The sequence below is a fragment of the Paenibacillus tyrphae genome (assembly GCF_024158745.1).
In the GTDB taxonomy this organism is placed as follows: Bacteria; Bacillota; Bacilli; order Paenibacillales; family NBRC-103111; genus Paenibacillus_G; species Paenibacillus_G tyrfis_A.
This window is the reverse complement of record NZ_JAMZAW010000043.1, coordinates 17,416-33,260: the sequence shown is the minus strand read 5'-3', so window position 1 is coordinate 33,260 and position 15,845 is coordinate 17,416. Positions and strand designations below refer to the sequence as shown.

At 42.3% G+C, this 15,845-nt stretch carries 13 protein-coding genes and 2 pseudogenes; 8 read left to right on the top strand and 7 right to left on the bottom strand.

Annotated elements, in window-relative coordinates; genetic code table 11:
- Positions 1 to 101 precede the first annotated feature (101 nt).
- The 3 genes and pseudogenes from NI000_RS37360 to NI000_RS35565 form a co-directional block, all read right to left on the bottom strand.
- Positions 102 to 307 (bottom strand): annotated as a pseudogene (locus tag NI000_RS37360) (IS110 family transposase); the annotation flags it as partial.
- Positions 308 to 532: 225 nt separating this feature from the next.
- Positions 533 to 772 (bottom strand): hypothetical protein, encoded by a 240-nt coding sequence (locus NI000_RS35570; protein ID WP_253416011.1) that lies wholly within the window; start codon positions 770 to 772, stop codon positions 533 to 535.
- Positions 773 to 789: 17 nt separating this feature from the next.
- Complete coding sequence (locus tag NI000_RS35565; protein ID WP_253416010.1) at positions 790 to 1,566, bottom strand: recombinase family protein; 777 nt, start codon at positions 1,564 to 1,566, stop codon at positions 790 to 792.
- 150 nt (positions 1,567 to 1,716) lie between these two features.
- Here NI000_RS35565 and NI000_RS35560 point away from each other — a divergent pair, with 150 nt between their 5' ends.
- Positions 1,717 to 1,935, top strand: a complete 219-nt coding sequence (locus NI000_RS35560; RefSeq protein WP_054971893.1) for a helix-turn-helix domain-containing protein — start codon at positions 1,717 to 1,719, stop codon at positions 1,933 to 1,935.
- Positions 1,936 to 2,124: 189 nt separating this feature from the next.
- Here the strand turns inward: NI000_RS35560 and NI000_RS35555 are convergent, their stop codons facing one another.
- The 4 genes from NI000_RS35555 to NI000_RS35540 are packed head-to-tail and all read right to left on the bottom strand — an operon-like array spanning position 2,125 to position 10,708.
- Positions 2,125 to 2,664 (bottom strand): hypothetical protein, encoded by a 540-nt coding sequence (locus NI000_RS35555; protein WP_253416009.1) that lies wholly within the window; start codon positions 2,662 to 2,664, stop codon positions 2,125 to 2,127.
- Positions 2,661 to 8,282: a polymorphic toxin-type HINT domain-containing protein gene (locus NI000_RS35550; RefSeq protein WP_253416008.1), complete on the bottom strand. Its 5,622-nt coding sequence runs from the start codon at positions 8,280 to 8,282 to the stop codon at positions 2,661 to 2,663. The genes NI000_RS35555 and NI000_RS35550 overlap by 4 nt, the downstream gene beginning before the upstream one ends.
- Before the next feature lie 22 nt (positions 8,283 to 8,304).
- Entirely contained in the window at positions 8,305 to 10,161 is a 1,857-nt protein-coding gene (locus NI000_RS35545; protein WP_253416007.1) for a fibronectin type III domain-containing protein, read from the bottom strand.
- Positions 10,162 to 10,171: 10 nt separating this feature from the next.
- The gene (locus tag NI000_RS35540) at positions 10,172 to 10,708 is read right to left on the bottom strand and encodes a hypothetical protein (protein WP_253416006.1); all 537 of its coding nucleotides are present in this window, start codon (positions 10,706 to 10,708) and stop codon (positions 10,172 to 10,174) included.
- 537 nt (positions 10,709 to 11,245) lie between these two features.
- Here NI000_RS35540 and NI000_RS35535 point away from each other — a divergent pair.
- The 7 genes and pseudogenes from NI000_RS35535 to NI000_RS35505 all read left to right on the top strand — a co-directional run bounded on the left by NI000_RS35535 (position 11,246) and on the right by NI000_RS35505 (position 15,800).
- Positions 11,246 to 11,431 carry a hypothetical protein gene (locus NI000_RS35535; RefSeq protein ID WP_253416005.1) on the top strand — a complete coding sequence of 62 codons (186 nt, stop codon included), beginning with the start codon at positions 11,246 to 11,248 and terminating at the stop codon, positions 11,429 to 11,431.
- A 37-nt stretch (positions 11,432 to 11,468) separates the two neighbouring features.
- Positions 11,469 to 12,257, top strand: coding sequence for a methyltransferase domain-containing protein (locus NI000_RS35530; RefSeq protein WP_253416004.1), 789 nt, complete (start codon positions 11,469 to 11,471; stop codon positions 12,255 to 12,257).
- A 16-nt stretch (positions 12,258 to 12,273) separates the two neighbouring features.
- A complete protein-coding gene (locus NI000_RS35525; RefSeq protein ID WP_253416003.1) occupies positions 12,274 to 12,615 on the top strand; it encodes a cupin domain-containing protein in 342 nt (113 codons plus the stop codon).
- Between the two features lie 27 nt (positions 12,616 to 12,642).
- Positions 12,643 to 13,518, top strand: a pseudogene (locus NI000_RS35520) (Gfo/Idh/MocA family protein); the annotation flags it as partial.
- 86 nt (positions 13,519 to 13,604) lie between these two features.
- Complete coding sequence (locus NI000_RS35515) at positions 13,605 to 14,456, top strand: hypothetical protein (protein ID WP_253416001.1); 852 nt, start codon at positions 13,605 to 13,607, stop codon at positions 14,454 to 14,456.
- A gap of 207 nt (positions 14,457 to 14,663) precedes the next feature.
- On the top strand, positions 14,664 to 15,281 hold the full coding sequence (locus NI000_RS35510; protein ID WP_253416000.1) for a hypothetical protein: 618 nt from the start codon (positions 14,664 to 14,666) through the stop codon (positions 15,279 to 15,281).
- Positions 15,282 to 15,341: 60 nt separating this feature from the next.
- Positions 15,342 to 15,800: a DinB family protein gene (locus NI000_RS35505; protein WP_253415999.1), complete on the top strand. Its 459-nt coding sequence runs from the start codon at positions 15,342 to 15,344 to the stop codon at positions 15,798 to 15,800.
- Positions 15,801 to 15,845: the final 45 nt, after the last annotated feature.

The following is a 15,845-nucleotide window of genomic DNA, read 5'->3' as shown; positions in this document are numbered from 1 at the left end:
AATCTCCCCACGTTGTTCTTTTTCTTCAACAATTTCGATCAAATTAACTTTATTAATTTCATCCTGTTGCCAATCAAAATCATCTTTACAGGCAAATAGGAACCTCTGACATCTTCCAGCCCGTAAACAACAGATAATCCTTTTTTTGTATGCTTCTTTACTTCTCTCTCAAGCAAAGGGAAGGCAGAAGGCTTATTGTCAAACTTAATTTCGCCTAGCTTCTGGTTCCAGCAGTCGATAAAAACCGCTGTACGATGCTGCTTGTGCAAGTGATGCCCACATAAATGAGTTTGTCTTGTTGTACGATATTGCTTCACTCCTCTGTTATTTTGTTGTTGAATCCTTACTCATGAGTTAGACCTGCATCCTGACTGCAAGTGGACAAGCCACAACGATACGTAAGCATATTCCCAACCCATGAGTAATCACTCAACGAATGGACAACACGGATGAGTAGGCTTGCATCCTTAGTTCGAGCGGACAAACCGCAAAGATACGCCAGCAATAACCTACTCTCCGTTTATGTCCCAGTTTAGTGTTTCAATGGTTGGCATAGCGCCTTTTTTAACCTCAAATGAAGCAATTCCGTTTGCAGTTCAACCGTCATTCGGTGAAGGCTCGAAACAATGTCTTCCACCGCGAATTTATGTAATGGCCTTATTTGATCGCTCGCCATGTTTAAGACGGCCATCGTGCAAGCTTCGTACGTTTGAATTTGCTGCATCAGTTCCCGTTCCTCGGCATCCAATCTGTCCATAAGGGTAACTTTCATATTCATGTTGCCTCCCCTCATATGATCGCCTGATGCTTGCCGATAGCTTCCACGTTAGCATATTGATACATGCCGCTGTAAAAGCTGCCACGATCAAGGATTCGTTTCACCTGTACTTTGGTAAAGGCCTTGCCTTGCTGCGTTTTGTAGTTTTCAAGGTTCAATTGGTATGCAATTTCAGATAGTGTCCAGTGAGGGATTAACTCTTTTAACTCGAATACACGCCCCACAATGACCGCTTGTTTTTCATCGATGACAAGGACTTTGGAACCTTTCTTAGCCTTGTAGCCGAATGTAGCACGTCCTCCTGCGTAACCGCCTTCCTTAACCTTCTTATTGCGTCCTTTACCTAGTTTCATGGCGATTTCTAGCCGTTGGTAAGCATCCAATAGTTCCATCAAACCATTGATCAAGAAGTCGGAAGGGTCTTTCTTGTAGATGCTGTATGTCGATTGTTCAATGGATTTTACGTCAATATTGTATTTCTTAAATTCACGATGAACCAAAACTTTAACGATATCGCTTCTCCATAGTCGGTTTGTATTCAGGACGACAACATGATCGGCAGAACGGGTAGAAAGGAGAGAAAGCATATTCTGAAATCCTTCTCGGTCTACTTCTAAGGCGTCCTCGTCAACCTTTGCTCCGCTGATTCCTTCATCCACGAACACATGAAGCAGGTTCCATCCTTGCTGTTGACAATACGCTTCCATTTCTTCCCGTTGATATGACAAGCTGTAACCATCTCTCGCTTGTCCTGCTGTTGAGACTCGAACATAGCCGATGACGTTCATTGACAGTTCCCTCCGTTACAGAAATCGTGATTATTGTAACCCTTATGAGATATATTCATTATATATCTTTTAAGAGATATGATCAATGATTTATTTTCAACAACATGGTATATTAATGTTATTGAAATCGTAACGGAGGATGTTTGATTAATGAAAATTAAAATTCGGCTTAGAGAAATTTTGGCTGAAAGAAACATGTCCCAAAGACAACTTGCATTAATGATGAATTTAAGACCAAATACTATTAACCATCTTTGTTCAGATAAAGTTGATAGAGTCTATATTCGAACCCTTGAAAATATCTGTGAAGCCTTGAACATCAGTATTCATGACTTAATCGATGATGACCATGAATCGTCCGATTCCTAACCTCTCCACGTGACCAAAACAGCTATGCACTATACAGCCAAAACGAAGCCTTCAAAATAATGTAAACCAGCCCAATCATGAGTTCTATGAAAATTCAAATTTGAGAGGTTATAGTCCCCCGATTCATTCGGCACCGGGCAGGGGTATAAGAAAAAACCTTGAGGGATTCAATCCCCCAAGGTCTAATCACTAGGTTATATTTAATTCTGTTTTCATGACCTCAAGTGACACAATAATGTTTTTTATTTGCTCAGACGATAGTTCAAAAACATTAGCATGATAATGTTCAAGAAATTCGCTAAAGGATATGACTTGCTCATCTTCAGCAGGTTCTATATAGTGCCATTTGTAGCTTGGACTAATTTCAATATATAATTTTTCATTTTTTTGATATATCCATGTTTGGTATTCTCTTGTTGACCACATCCAATAGTTCCTGAATATATCTTCCTCATCATCTTCGGCCATATCCGATAAGTTATTTGTCCAAATATTCCATGCCTGCCCTAGATTACCCACCTCCAATTCAGAAGTTAGTTCAACTGGATTTTTTATTCCGTTATACAAAGTAATTATCGCTTCTTGAATTACATCTTCAAAAACATATTTTTTATCCTGATTATCCTGAAAAATCACAGTTACATTATCAAACTTATTGGTTATTGGCTTTTTTGATAGGAATTGAAAACTGGAATTGTTAGTAAAATGAACGGAAAAATAATTACTCATTTTATCTTCCCTTTCTTATTGACCAATCCTGCTTTTCTAAGAATAGCTTGCATTGTAGGAGTAAGCTCGCCCCATGACCTGACATGACCGTGATAAAGCCCCTCACTTGTCTTGTCTAGCACAACAAACTCCCCATCACTTATTCCTATTCTTCGGTCGGTATTTGGCCCAATAGATAGTGAATTGTCCAAAGCTGTTTGTCCATCATTTGGTGCTTTATTCTTCACTCCGTTATTGGTTTCTCCATGGTAATCGGCATTTTCAAATTTTCCAAATGGACAATTTGAGTTATGCACCCAAATCCCAAGGTCACTGACAAAGTAGGTATGGAACTCATCAACCGTCATGTTGTAAACCGTAACGTTTTTGTGCTCCAGTTCGATGCTCTCTACCTTAAGAGTATTCCCATCGCTCTGAACAAGCAAGTCACCGACTTTGAGGTCTTTTACATACGTCCATCCCTTATCTTTTACCCAAAACGGATGATTGAAGGTTGCTTCAATGGTTTGGCCGCCCACGTGAATCTTATAAATCTCATCTGTTTCGTGATTGAACGTAGCCGTAACCTCTTTGTATGCCACCTCTCCAGTCTTTTCATCCTTGGCGAGAACCCTATCTCCGACTTCAATGTCTTCGATATTCTTCTCCCCTTCGTCTGTGAGGACTTTAGTTCCTGCTGTGAAACAATTACAGCCAATGGTCTTATTAGCGCCTTTACTCCAAGAACCTCCCATATTTGAGGCAGCATCAATCAATCCCATTCCTAATGCAATTTCTTCTGTATGTTCTGCATTCCATCTCATTACAACATCAGCCATAGCCATTCTAAAAGCTTGATTTCCCTTAGCTGTTATTTTGAGGAAATTTTGTGGCGTTTTTGTATACCAATTCTTATAAAAGTCATAATCAATTTCATTTGTACCCGCAATTCTTCTTACATTGTTACTATCGAAGTAGTAGGTCGCTGTACAAATCTCATCACCTGCAACACAATGACCACTCGGATCCGTATACCTCAACGGATTATTATACACATACGTATAAAGATTCAAACTCAGCGGATTATTTATATCCCCTTCATACGTATCCTCATTTATAAACCTGCCGACACTTGGGTCATACCATCTGGCGCGCAGATACTGCAAATTCGTACTGCTATCCCAGAACTCCCCGCTGTATCGGAATGGCTGAGGTACTTGCTCCGATGTGCTAAGCGGATTGCCCCAGATGTCATAAGTATACCGGTTAATAACATTGCCATTGCCGTCCGCTAATCCCACAACATCTCCGTGGCCGTTGTGAAGGTAATACGTTTTGGTGCCGCTAGCATCTTGACGGGCTACCAAGCCGGTGCCACCGCGGATATATCTTGCTTTCATGGTCACAGTGCCATTGCTGACCGTTCCCTCTGCAATCATATTCGCTCCGTCATAGTAATAGCGCGTCGTCTGTCCATTCTCCGTCCGCTCGTAGAGCATTCCATCCCCATTATAACGATAGGAAACGTTTTTGCCATCATCGGTCGTCGCTTGAACGAGTCGGTTGCGATCATCATATCGGTAACCGGCCCCGCCCATATCGATGCTCTTGCTGCTCTGCATCGTTTGACGGTTGTCGCGGGTATCGTACGTATAAGCTTCATTAAATTGACTGGATTTTTCAATCCGGTCGAGTGGATCGTAGGAGAACGTATTTCCTTGGCCATTCTCGTTTTTGCTTGTCTGGTTTCCGTTATTATCGTACGTATACCCGTACGAATTCACAGGCGCACCATACCTTGTTTGCGTAAGATTCATCAAATTAGTGCCATCGAGTGTATAGCTCCATGCGATTCCGTTACGTTGAGTTACGTTAGATAACAAATTATTTTTCTTATAATCATAACTTGTATCCCAGTCGGCCATAGCCGGACCTACGCCTTTCAGACGGTTTCGGTTGTCATACCCGTATGCTGTAACATAACCGAATGGATCGGTCATTTGCGTGCGATTCCCTTGCGGGTCGTATGCGTATAGAACCTTCTTTCCATCCGGATACGTGACTGCATCCAGTTGCCCAACGTTATTATAACCATACTGTGTTCTGCCTGTACCATCCTGCATGGCTGTGCGTCGTCCAGCGGTATCGTACTCATAAGAAACCGTTTCACTTCCGGTCACACTGCTGGTTAATTGATCACGGGCGTTGTAGCCGTAGCTCGTTATCTGACCTTTTCGATCGATATATGTTTTTACATTTCCGTTTACATCATAATAGTATCTTTCATTTTGCCCTAACGCATCGATTTTTCTTATTAGACGGCCTAGTTCATCGTATTGCTTCTGAATTTTGTTTCCATCGGCATATTCCGTCTGAACTAATTTACCCGCCATATTATAACTGTATTTCGTCGTTTCCGACTTGGCGTTAGTCACAGAAACCAGCCGATTGAATAAGTCGTAGGCGTACGATGTCGTATTGTTGTTACCATCGACATTAGACGTTACGTTTCCAGCAAAATCATATGCACTACTTGACAGAAGAACCGTTCCTGTTTGTTTCAACCATTCCTTCTTAGTAACACGGCCTAATATATCGTAAGTTTCTTTCGTCTTGTTCGATTCAGCATCTGCCATTGTTACGGTGCGATTGACATCGTCATATTCAACACCTGAAGCAGATCCATCAGGGTAAGTTGTTCGAATACTCCTGTCCCACGCATCATATCCATAGGTCGTTGTGTTGGACAACGCATCCCGACTCCAAGACAGACGACCGTAAGGATCGTATCCATAAGAAGTTGTTCCGCTTCCCACGGTCCCTTCCGATGTTTTCATCCCAAGGGTATTCCATTGAATAAAGGATGTTACGCCGGTTGGATCTATCGTGGTTACCTTATTATTAGCATCGTCATATATCAATCTCACTTGGCTTGAATCCAAGTATGTAACTAATACTAATCGTCCAAGCTTATCATATTGATACCTGATAGGGTATTCATTGCCACCTGTATATTCGGTTACGTTACCTGTGGACTTATCGTACTTCTGCCATTGGAAGACCCCCGAACTATTCCCGTCCACATCGGTTACTTGAGACCATTGTTTGGTAACAAATGCATAATTATAATCCGAACTATATTCCTTGTTAATAACCGTATTTCGATTATCATCTTTTAGCGTTATTTTTGTCGCGTTACCGTAATTATCGTAATCAAAGTTAATTTGTGCTTTTAGCGCTCCGCCTTCATTGTGTTCTCTATCGGAGACCTCTAAGATGCTGCCTTGTGAATTTCGTACATATTTTGTGAAACGGGATAGACCAGCATTAATCGGCTTCGTGATCGTCTCCAGCCAATGAGTTGTTGGGTTATACGTATAGGTTGTTGTAATATTACTCGGATCCGTTTCCGTCAATACATTGCCGTAATCATCGTAGTTTCTTGCTACGATCTTATCCGCCGCGGCCGCTCCTGCTCTAGTCATCTTCGAAATTACTTTAATCGGAGACGGCCATTGCTTCGTTCGGTTGTACTCCATGATATCCGTATTTACCGTCGTTCCATCTTCTTTACTAATCTGGGTATTATAAATTACTTCCGGGGTGTTCTCGTCAATATACACTTTGTCAAAGCTGTACACTGTCTTTACTCGCCCATTGTTCACGATCGTGGCGAAAGAGCTATCATACTTCTTTACCTCTGCCCCGTCTCCCGCGTAACTATAATTCACATGATTATACTTTTCTTCCGTTCCGTTGACGTACGTTATAATATCTTCCCGGGATTTGATGCGATTCACGTATTCGTTCCCATAATCGCCCACTTTACGATTAACCGATTCGTAGGTATAGCTTGTGCGGGCTTGGGTTGGGTGCTGTACTTGCTTTAACAGGGCAGCATAATTTTCCCCGCGTTTGGAATTTACCAAATCAAACGATGCCGACGCAATTTCGTAGGTATAATGCGTCTTACGATTCATCGCATCCGTAACCGAAGTTAACAATTCCTTGTTGCCTTTAGGGTCTTTCTGCTTTTCATATCTAACTGTACGATCTCCTTGAGTAAGGGTCACTTCTGTTTCGGAGTAAGAAATGTTGATCTCATTGTTGATCGCGTCTCTTATTTTCGTTAACACCAACCCATAAGGAGAAACATTCTGGTATTCAAATTGAATGGTATTGTTATAAGCATCTGATATTTGGATTAATCTTCCATCCCCGGAAAAGTACTGCTTCTGGCCATTTAAATAATTCAGAGTGAACCATACATATTGATCGTTAATCTTACGCGATTCCTGTGTGACCGTAATGTCTTTCCACGGATATCCCTTCAAACTGGTCCCGTTCAGCTCATAGGTACCTCCTCCGGATAAATGAACGTAACTTCCCTTATCTGTATATTCAACATAAGGAATGTCCCATTTCCACCCTTTCCCAATAGGGAAATAGTTCTCATTCCTGAGAGGCTTAGTTTTGTTGGCATACGCATTCGTTATAAAACGTGATGAATAGAAGGGTGGTACAACAACGTGTCCTGTTGTATATGCTCTGGCTACAAAAGATGTTCCGTTAAGCGTAATACTTTCGTTTGAAATAAATGGCATAGTGTTAGGGTCATCAGGGTTCCTATAAGACCAATTAGCCTCTAAATCCTTCCTCACTTGATTATCGAATTCATAAACTTCCGGATAGTCGGTAGGAAAATACCAATACGTATAACTTCCGCCATATTGTACGAACGACGCATAGTAGGAGGGAGTAAAATAAAAGCTTGATGCCGAACCGAATTTTTCCGGCATATTCGAATATTTCTGGAACAATCTCGCATTCAAAGCCGGATAATATTGCATGGTATAGACGGCCCCACTGTAGATATCCTTATCATAATATAGCGAATCTGCACTATCATACCGGCGAGTGAGTGCAAAAGAAAGCCCGTTCCTGCCTGGGAGGGTCATATCTGTGCTCTGTAATTGAAGGGCGCCATTGATCATATTGACATTCTCATTAACCGATGAAACGGAAAATGGAGCGCTGCTTGCTTTCATATTCACCCTATCCAAAGCAAATTTATCGTAATCTGTAGGATAGGAATTATAAGAATAGTTATATAACGATCTTTTTATACGATTTAAGCCTTCGGAATACGTGCTTGAAAACACACTTGGATAAAACTGCTCTTTATTATTTACGATTGTTGTATTTTTGGGTGTTTCGACATAGTTTCCATATGTAAGTGCTGTAACCGACATATACGTATTTTGGGTAACTGTATTATCTTTTTTGTTGTTATCCTCTGTGAACCGCTCGGCGGAAAAGTCCATTTTCTGCAATCGTTCTGACACGCTTGGATTGATCCGTTTAAGGATCTCTTCAAGAGATTGGTTCGGTTCTGTCCTTGTCTGCAAAGCGGAATGGATATCATACATTGAATATCCTTTATTCAACTCGTTTAGCAAACTGCTCTCCGGCACATTGTATTTTCGGCTTAACCATTCGATGGTTAGAACTTCTTTGGTTGCAGTTTGATCCGTAGTTGGAACCGCTGCTGCTTCCTCATTAGCGTAAGTTAATGCTGCAGGGGATAGCGTTTGAGCAATTAAAGTGAATAACAAGACATGTCTTAACATTTTTTTCATAGTTTGGCTCCTAGATTGAATTTTAAGGAAACATAACTTTTGATATTAAATTACCATTACTATCATATATGTAGTCAAATACTCTTCTTCCATCAATGTCACTTATATAATCCAATTTCCCTGTATTATCGTGAACATATGTCAGATTACCTCCGCTGTAGATTACTGTTCTCTTCTCACTAACTGTACTATTGCCGGATAGATCAGTTACTTTCACATAAACTATGTATTTAACTCCTGGGATAAGGTTATTAATGGTATAACCTGAATTAGCTGGATAAGAATAAATTTCTTTATCATTCAAATAATATTTATAGTTCAAACCAAAATTATCGTCTTTTCCATTTACTTCAACCTTTACGGATGAAGGTGATAAATAAGAGACATCAATGGATAAACTTGGAGGAGTTCTGTCAACTGTTACTGAATTGGAAAACATGGAAGTTTTTCCGTCTTTGAGCAAGGATCTTACCTTAAAAGTATCCGTTGAATGTATCAACAAATCCTTAATCTCTACATTGTTGGAGGCTACGCTTTGTTTGTATATATCATTCATATAGACTTGATATTCGGCTATAAGCTCGGACATTGGAGCCGGATCCCATATTAGATTTACACTATTTTCCGAAGCTACACTAGCCTTTAAATTACTCGGAGTGATAGGATCATAAAGTTTCACTTCTGCTAAATTGGTATATGGAGAATAAAAACCACTGATAAGCAATGATTTTACCTTAAAAGAATACAATGTATTTGGTAATAAGTCAGTTATTTCTATATTGCTTGATCTTGTATTTAATAGAATTCGTTTGTCATTTCCATACCCTTCTATCTCATACTGTATGACCATACTAGGCTCTTCAGCTTGCCTCCACGTTAGATTTATACTGTTTTTAGAAGTTGGAATCGCTTGTAAATTACCGGGTGCTGCAGCATCAAAGATATTTATTGTTGTAGTATCAAATGGAGAAAATGTTCCATCTTTGAGCAACGATCGTACACGAAAGTTATGCAGCGTATTTGGCAAGACATCGTGAATTTTCATACTATTTGACACTGTACTATTTATATATTTATCGTTCATAAATACTTGATACTCTTTTATAAGGTTAGGCTGAGTAGCCGGGTCCCACGTTAAAGTAACCTCAATATTAGAAGTTGAATTTGAGGTATTAGTCGCCTTTAAATTACTTGGGGCAATTGGAAGTATATTATAGGTAATTTCAACTGATACAGTCACGTACCGGAAAAGAAAATTTTCATTATAAAAGACGACACCATAAAATTTCTCACTATCACCTAAAAATTTTGCAATATCAGCCTTCTTTATAACAGAGTAATTTTTCTTATTATCAAATGCGGTTGTTTCAGAAATCCAAGTCACATTTCTTCCTTCATTAGTAGGTGAGTATGGTGCAATTACATCTCCATATTCTTGACGTGTTAAAAATATTTGTGCTGGGTTGTTTTCTACGTAAGATTCTGTAGGACGATTGGTTACTTTTATTTCAACTAATGAACTTACACTTATATCATCGGTATCCACATAAAATGCCGTTCCGCTGTCATATTCATAATATCTTTCATAATTAGTTGTTGGATCAATCAGAATAGGATATTGTAACCCCTCATCATCAAGTGTAAACTCTAGAAGATAATGGATCCCATTGTTGATAATATCGGTAGTTAAATTTTCATACCGAATCTCATTACTTGAAGAATCCTGCACCCACATTCTCGGAATAGTATAAATTATTTCGTCCCGATTGTTTTTTAAGATAATTGAGCCATCATTTTTCTTGAATGGTGTTAATCCATTGGTTTCCAATTTGAAACTAAACTTTTTTGGGGCTTCATTTGTCTTTAGCATCAATTCCATCTTTACAGAATCATTCTGAATCTGATATTTTTAACGTAGTATCAGTCCAGGCATTCGCGTATGACACCATATTGCCATATGCACTTCCAGTTACAAGCCGATTCGTAAGAGGTTCATATTTAATAAAGTATTGTTTATTAGAAATTACAGTAGTAGGGGAATCTTTTTTAAAATTAACGGAAAAATTATCATCCCGGTTAACTCCAAAATAATTTTCTGATATATCTACTACTTCGTTGTTAATATCAATCCACTTGCCATTTGATTCGTAGTGCAAAGCGTATGTTGCTTTAACCACAGATACAGTTTTATCGTCATTTAAATAGGTTTTGCTATACTTTGTCCTCATATTGTTTAGCTCTCTTACTTTCTTCCTACTAACACCTTCGCCATCATCGTATACTACATCATTCATTCCTTTTTGCATTAAACTAGAGATATTGGTTGAAGACTTACTATCTGAAGCATTTGTGATATCTAGAGAAAAAACTATCGATGAAATAAAAATCACCAGTACTGTAAATGATCTCACTAGAAGCTTAGCCACGGTTCTTACCCCCACTTTTTCATTATAAATATAAACTAACTCCGATTAATTATACTGTTCGCCATAATTAGACATCAATGTATTATTTTGTCGAATTATTATAATAATTAGTAAATATTTGTCCAACTCGTACCAAAAGTTAGTGTACGAAATAAAAAAGAAGGCAAGATATGATATGGTTAAATGAAAAAATAGCTACGTGTGCAAAAATTCCTCAGACGCGGCCATATATGCATGATAGGTTTGAAGAACACCTTCGACATTACCAAATAAGTCTGAAGTTACTCGGAATCAATCGCGAATTCAGAGACCGTCACAATCGCCTATCTTCTATGCCTGTTTGTCACCGCTCAAGCCTACGTGCTGATGACCGGTCTTCCCATCGACCGTCAGCGACATATTTCAGGCGCGATTATTGGATTCAGCGTACTCATCCTCCCCTACATCGCAGCAGGGCTGTATGCAAGAAAGCAGTTTGCACGGCCCCGTCAAGGAGCTTTCTGGATCAGTATCGTACCCATGGTGGGAGAACGGGTTTTGTTGTTTCTTATCGGCGCGGCTTTTGTAGCCTCAGGCGGGGATGGCGGCGGCGACGGAATCGTGAATTGGACAAGCGTGCTGCAGTTTGTTGGGGCGGAGGCGCTTCCGTATTATACGAACACGTACATCGCATCCGGAGTAGTCAGTATCGCCGCTTGGCATAGCAGCAGCTTCCATTCGTAAATCCGAAAAAGGACAACTATAAAAGGAGCGATATCCTATGGCTTCCAAGACCGCATCGTTCTCCAAATCGATCCAATCTTATTTAACCTATACCGAGATGCCTTGGGGACAGTTATTCTACGCGACAGCCTGGCATCAAATCGACCGTTTTCTTGAAGGAGCCGGACAATCGATTCTGGACATCGGCTGCGGCTTCGGCATCACCAGCTCGGAGTACGCCAGGAGAGGGAATCGGGTGACGGGCATCGACCCTACGCCGGAAATGATCGAAATCGCGAAGCAATCCGCGTCGGACCATCGCACAAACATCGATTACAGGGTGTCCACGCTCCAAGAGGAGCTTGCTTTGCCGGGGCGGTATGACTGGATATTTTGCCATAACGTTCTGGAATATGTGGAGGAGCCCGGAGACTTGCTCAAGCGAATCGGCTCCAAGCAGAACGAACGCGGTTATCTGTCGCTCATTGCTCATAATCCTGTGGGGAAAGTGATGAAGAAAGCGATCATCCTTAAAGACCCCGAGGAAGCCTTTCACAGCCTCGAAAGCGATCAGGAATACAGCAGCGTGATTCAAACGGAGATCACCACGTATCCCCATGAACGGCTGCAGCAATGGCTTCAGGAAGCAGGCTACGAAGTTCTGGACCGGTGCGGCATCCACAACATCTACGGATACATTGCCGATAACGAAATCAAGCAGCAGGAAGAATGGCACCGCCGGGCCGCGAAACTGGAGCACGAATTAGGACGTCTTAGTCCTTATAGAGATATTGCGGTGTTCACCCACCTCATCGCCCGAAAAAGTCATAGCTTCCACTACGAATAGCAAAGGATGATACCCCATGAAAACAAATCAGGAACTCGAAGTTGTCAATCTATCGCAATTAAGCGGCAGCGTCGAAGAGCAGTACCGCAACGTGGTCATCAGTACCGTCAATGAAAGCTGCCTTCGGCTGGCTGTGTTCACCGGCGAATATCAATGGCATTATCATCCGACCTCCGACGAGCTGTTTATCGTGCTGGAAGGCGAGCTGCTCATCGATTTCCAAGACCGCGACACCGTAGCATTGAAAGCCAACGATTCCATTACCATCCCTGCCGGAGTCGTTCATCGGACCAGATCGAACGTGCGGACGGTTAATCTGTGCTTCGAGCATACGGACGCCGATACGGTATTTATTTAAGGCTCTTACAACGAAAATGAAGTCGTTCTCATCTATGGTCGGAATGAAAACAAATTAAGAGAAATCAATGAGACGTTGAACATTGGAACGACGACAGATATATACGAAATCATTGAACATGAGGAAATCGACTTAGTAGATATTTGCTTGCCTACCTCTCTTCATTCTAAATGGGCCATTGAAGCATTAAAGCATCGAAAGCATGTTTTTTGCGAAACCCCGTTATGCTATCAAATAGATGAGGCCGAAAATATTTTACATATCTCCGAACAGTATCAAAGACACGTCTTTGTGGATTTGTTTTTTAAATTTTCGACGCCCCACCATATAACGATAAACAAAATCCAAAACCTTGAATTCGGTGAAGTAATCTCATTTCGTTCGTATAATAAAACCGCTCCGGTTTGGGGAAACCTGGGATTGCAAAAAAACGTTTCCGATTTCCATATTCATAATTTTGATTTCTTGATCGAGATTCTGGGGATGCCTGAACATGTCGTCTCCAATGGGATAGACTTGGGGGAGCAATCGATCGCAATCACAACATTAAACTATGAAAATAAATTCGCCGTTGTTGAGAGTTACACCAATTTACCGAAGAATGCCCCGTTTTGTGTAGGATTTGAGGTTATTTGCGAGAAAGGTTCGATCAAGTTTGATGCTGAATATGGTACAAACACAAGAGAAGAATTTGCCGCTTATTATAGTGATGGAAGCAAAGAAGTGTTAACTCCCCAAATGAAGGATGATTATGAGCAAGTCATACATCATATTAAGGATTGTTTGGAATGTAACAAAAAAAGCGAGCTTCTCGATATTGCATCCGCCATTCAGGCGATCAAGATACGGGACGCCGTATTCAAGTCTTTAGAGGCCAAAATCTATTTCAATAAACTTTTTTAGTAAATCGTTTTAAAAATTAATGAGATTAGACGATATAGTAAAATAAGGATTTCTTTTACAATAAAATCACGGAGGAGGATATTTTCATGCGCGTTTCTTTAGACTCACGGCCCTCGTTTGTCAGCGCACATGGTAATCAGACTTACACCCGGCGATCCAATGCGAACGAACAACAGGAGCACAAGCAGCAGCAGGACAGGGTTACCATCCGCAAGCCTTTCCTTAACGGTCCCGGTCAAAAAACGGCGGCCACGGCACTGGAGCGGTTAATGGAACAAAAGCAAGGGCTGATGGAACGACGAGACAATTATTTAAGCGAGGCTTTGAAAAAAGGCACGAGTGCGGAATCGATGAAAGCGGAGCTCGAAAACATCGACAAGCAAATCCGGGAGCTGGAAGAGCAGATGAGAACAATCCAGCTCGAAGAGCAGCGGAAGGCAGCGGGATTAGACGAAGAGAGCAAGAAAAAGGGCGAGAAGTCGAACGCCTCCAGTCCTGGCGGCAGCTACCCGAATGAGCGGTCCCAAGAGGACTCTGTTTTATCTTCAAACACAATGCAAGCGGTTGTATCCGCGAGCCAGGAGAAACAGAACTTCGGCCGCATCAAGATGGCGCAAAATACGCTGCGAACAGAGGCTAAAGGCTGGGAGCATAGCGATCCTGCGCGCTCAAGCGAATTGAAGGAAAAAGCCGAGAACTTAAACGGCAAGCTTATGGAACTGTCCGGTAATATCACAAGCGACATCGCTAAAGCGGTCCGGGAGGACGACAAGATCGCTTCCGCCAAGCCCGCCAAACAAACGAAAGAAGATGAAAGCTTGGATAAACCGCAGCAATCCGGGAGGAGACAGCTAACGGCGCAAGAAATCGAGACGTACTCGGAGAAGCGTAAAGGAAATAAATCACCCGCCGGAACGATCGTGAACTTGACGCTGTAAGCTTCATCGTACAAGAGCGGGATTCCGACACAACTAACTTTCAAATTAAGCACGTTTCTAAAGAGGACGGGGCGGCATACAGTAGTTGGCCTCGTCCTTCACGAAAGGTGCTTTTTTTGCGTTCGCCTTGGGTCGAAATCCAAAAACAGCGAAACCATGGAAACCCCTCGTCGTAAGCATATAAAAATAGATGAGGAGTGGTACACCATGTGGAAACCTGTCGATACCCGATTTTACGCAAAACGATTGCCTGTTGCGATCGCTGCGATCGACGACGGCGGCGAGGCCAATTTTATTCGTAAGGTTTTGGAACAATTCAATACGGTTACGCTGTTTCATGCCATCGGCACGCCCGGGGATTTTCTGCAAGTGATCGGGCAAGGAGAAGAAAACGCTCCGCCTTACCTTATTATTAGCGCTCATGGGGACAAGGGCGGGATTATTTTCGGCGAATATATCGAAGAAATCGACGTTTCGAGCTTGCACGATGAGGTTATGCTTCCGGAGACGATAGGCCAAGCGATCAACCTGCCGGGAACGGTTGTCATCAATACGGCTTGCTCTGCGGGTGTCGAAGAAGCGGGGAAAGCTTTTATGCAAGGAAACCTTAAAGCGTATATTGCCGCCGATATCGATGTTTCGGGAGAAGCGGCCGCGCTGTTCATCATGCACTTTTTCCATCGGTTGATCAAGACGGAATCGCTGGAAGAAGCGTGGCAGCACGCAGCCGCTTACGACGAGGAAAGCCGCGCCTACCGGCTGTACGTACAGGACGGCTTCTATCAGTTAACGCCGGAGGGACAATGCAGTAAGACGGCATATTGAGCTTGGTCTTTCGACCAGATATTATGGAAGTAATCTGAAAAAGTCTGAGGAGGAAAACGAATGCTGCGGTTATTTCGCTACAATTGGATGGTACGGGACGAATGGTTTGAAACCTTCGGGGCAATAAGCGAGGAAGAGCTGCTGCGCGAACGCACCGGCGGAGTCGGGTCCATCCTGAAGACGCTGTTTCATATCGTCGATGTGGAGTGCAGCTGGATTCGGGCCATCAAGGGCGAGCCGGACCCGGAGCCTGCCTTCAACGACTTCGCGAGCTTGGACAAGGTCCGGCAGCTGTCCGCGCAGTATCGGATCGAAGTCGAGGACTTTCTCGTACATTGGACCAATGAGTCCGACGGTGAACCTGTTACGCCTTCCGGGATGGAAGAAACGTTCACCCAAGGCGAAATCTTAAGACATGTAATCGCCCATGAAATCCACCATGTCGGACAATTGTCCGTCTGGGCCAAGGAATTGGGTTTGCGGGCGGTTTCGGCAAACTTCATCCGAAGAGGCTTATAGCAGGCAACCGCCGGCGCCTCCCGGCTTCCCATGGGGCTGGCGGTT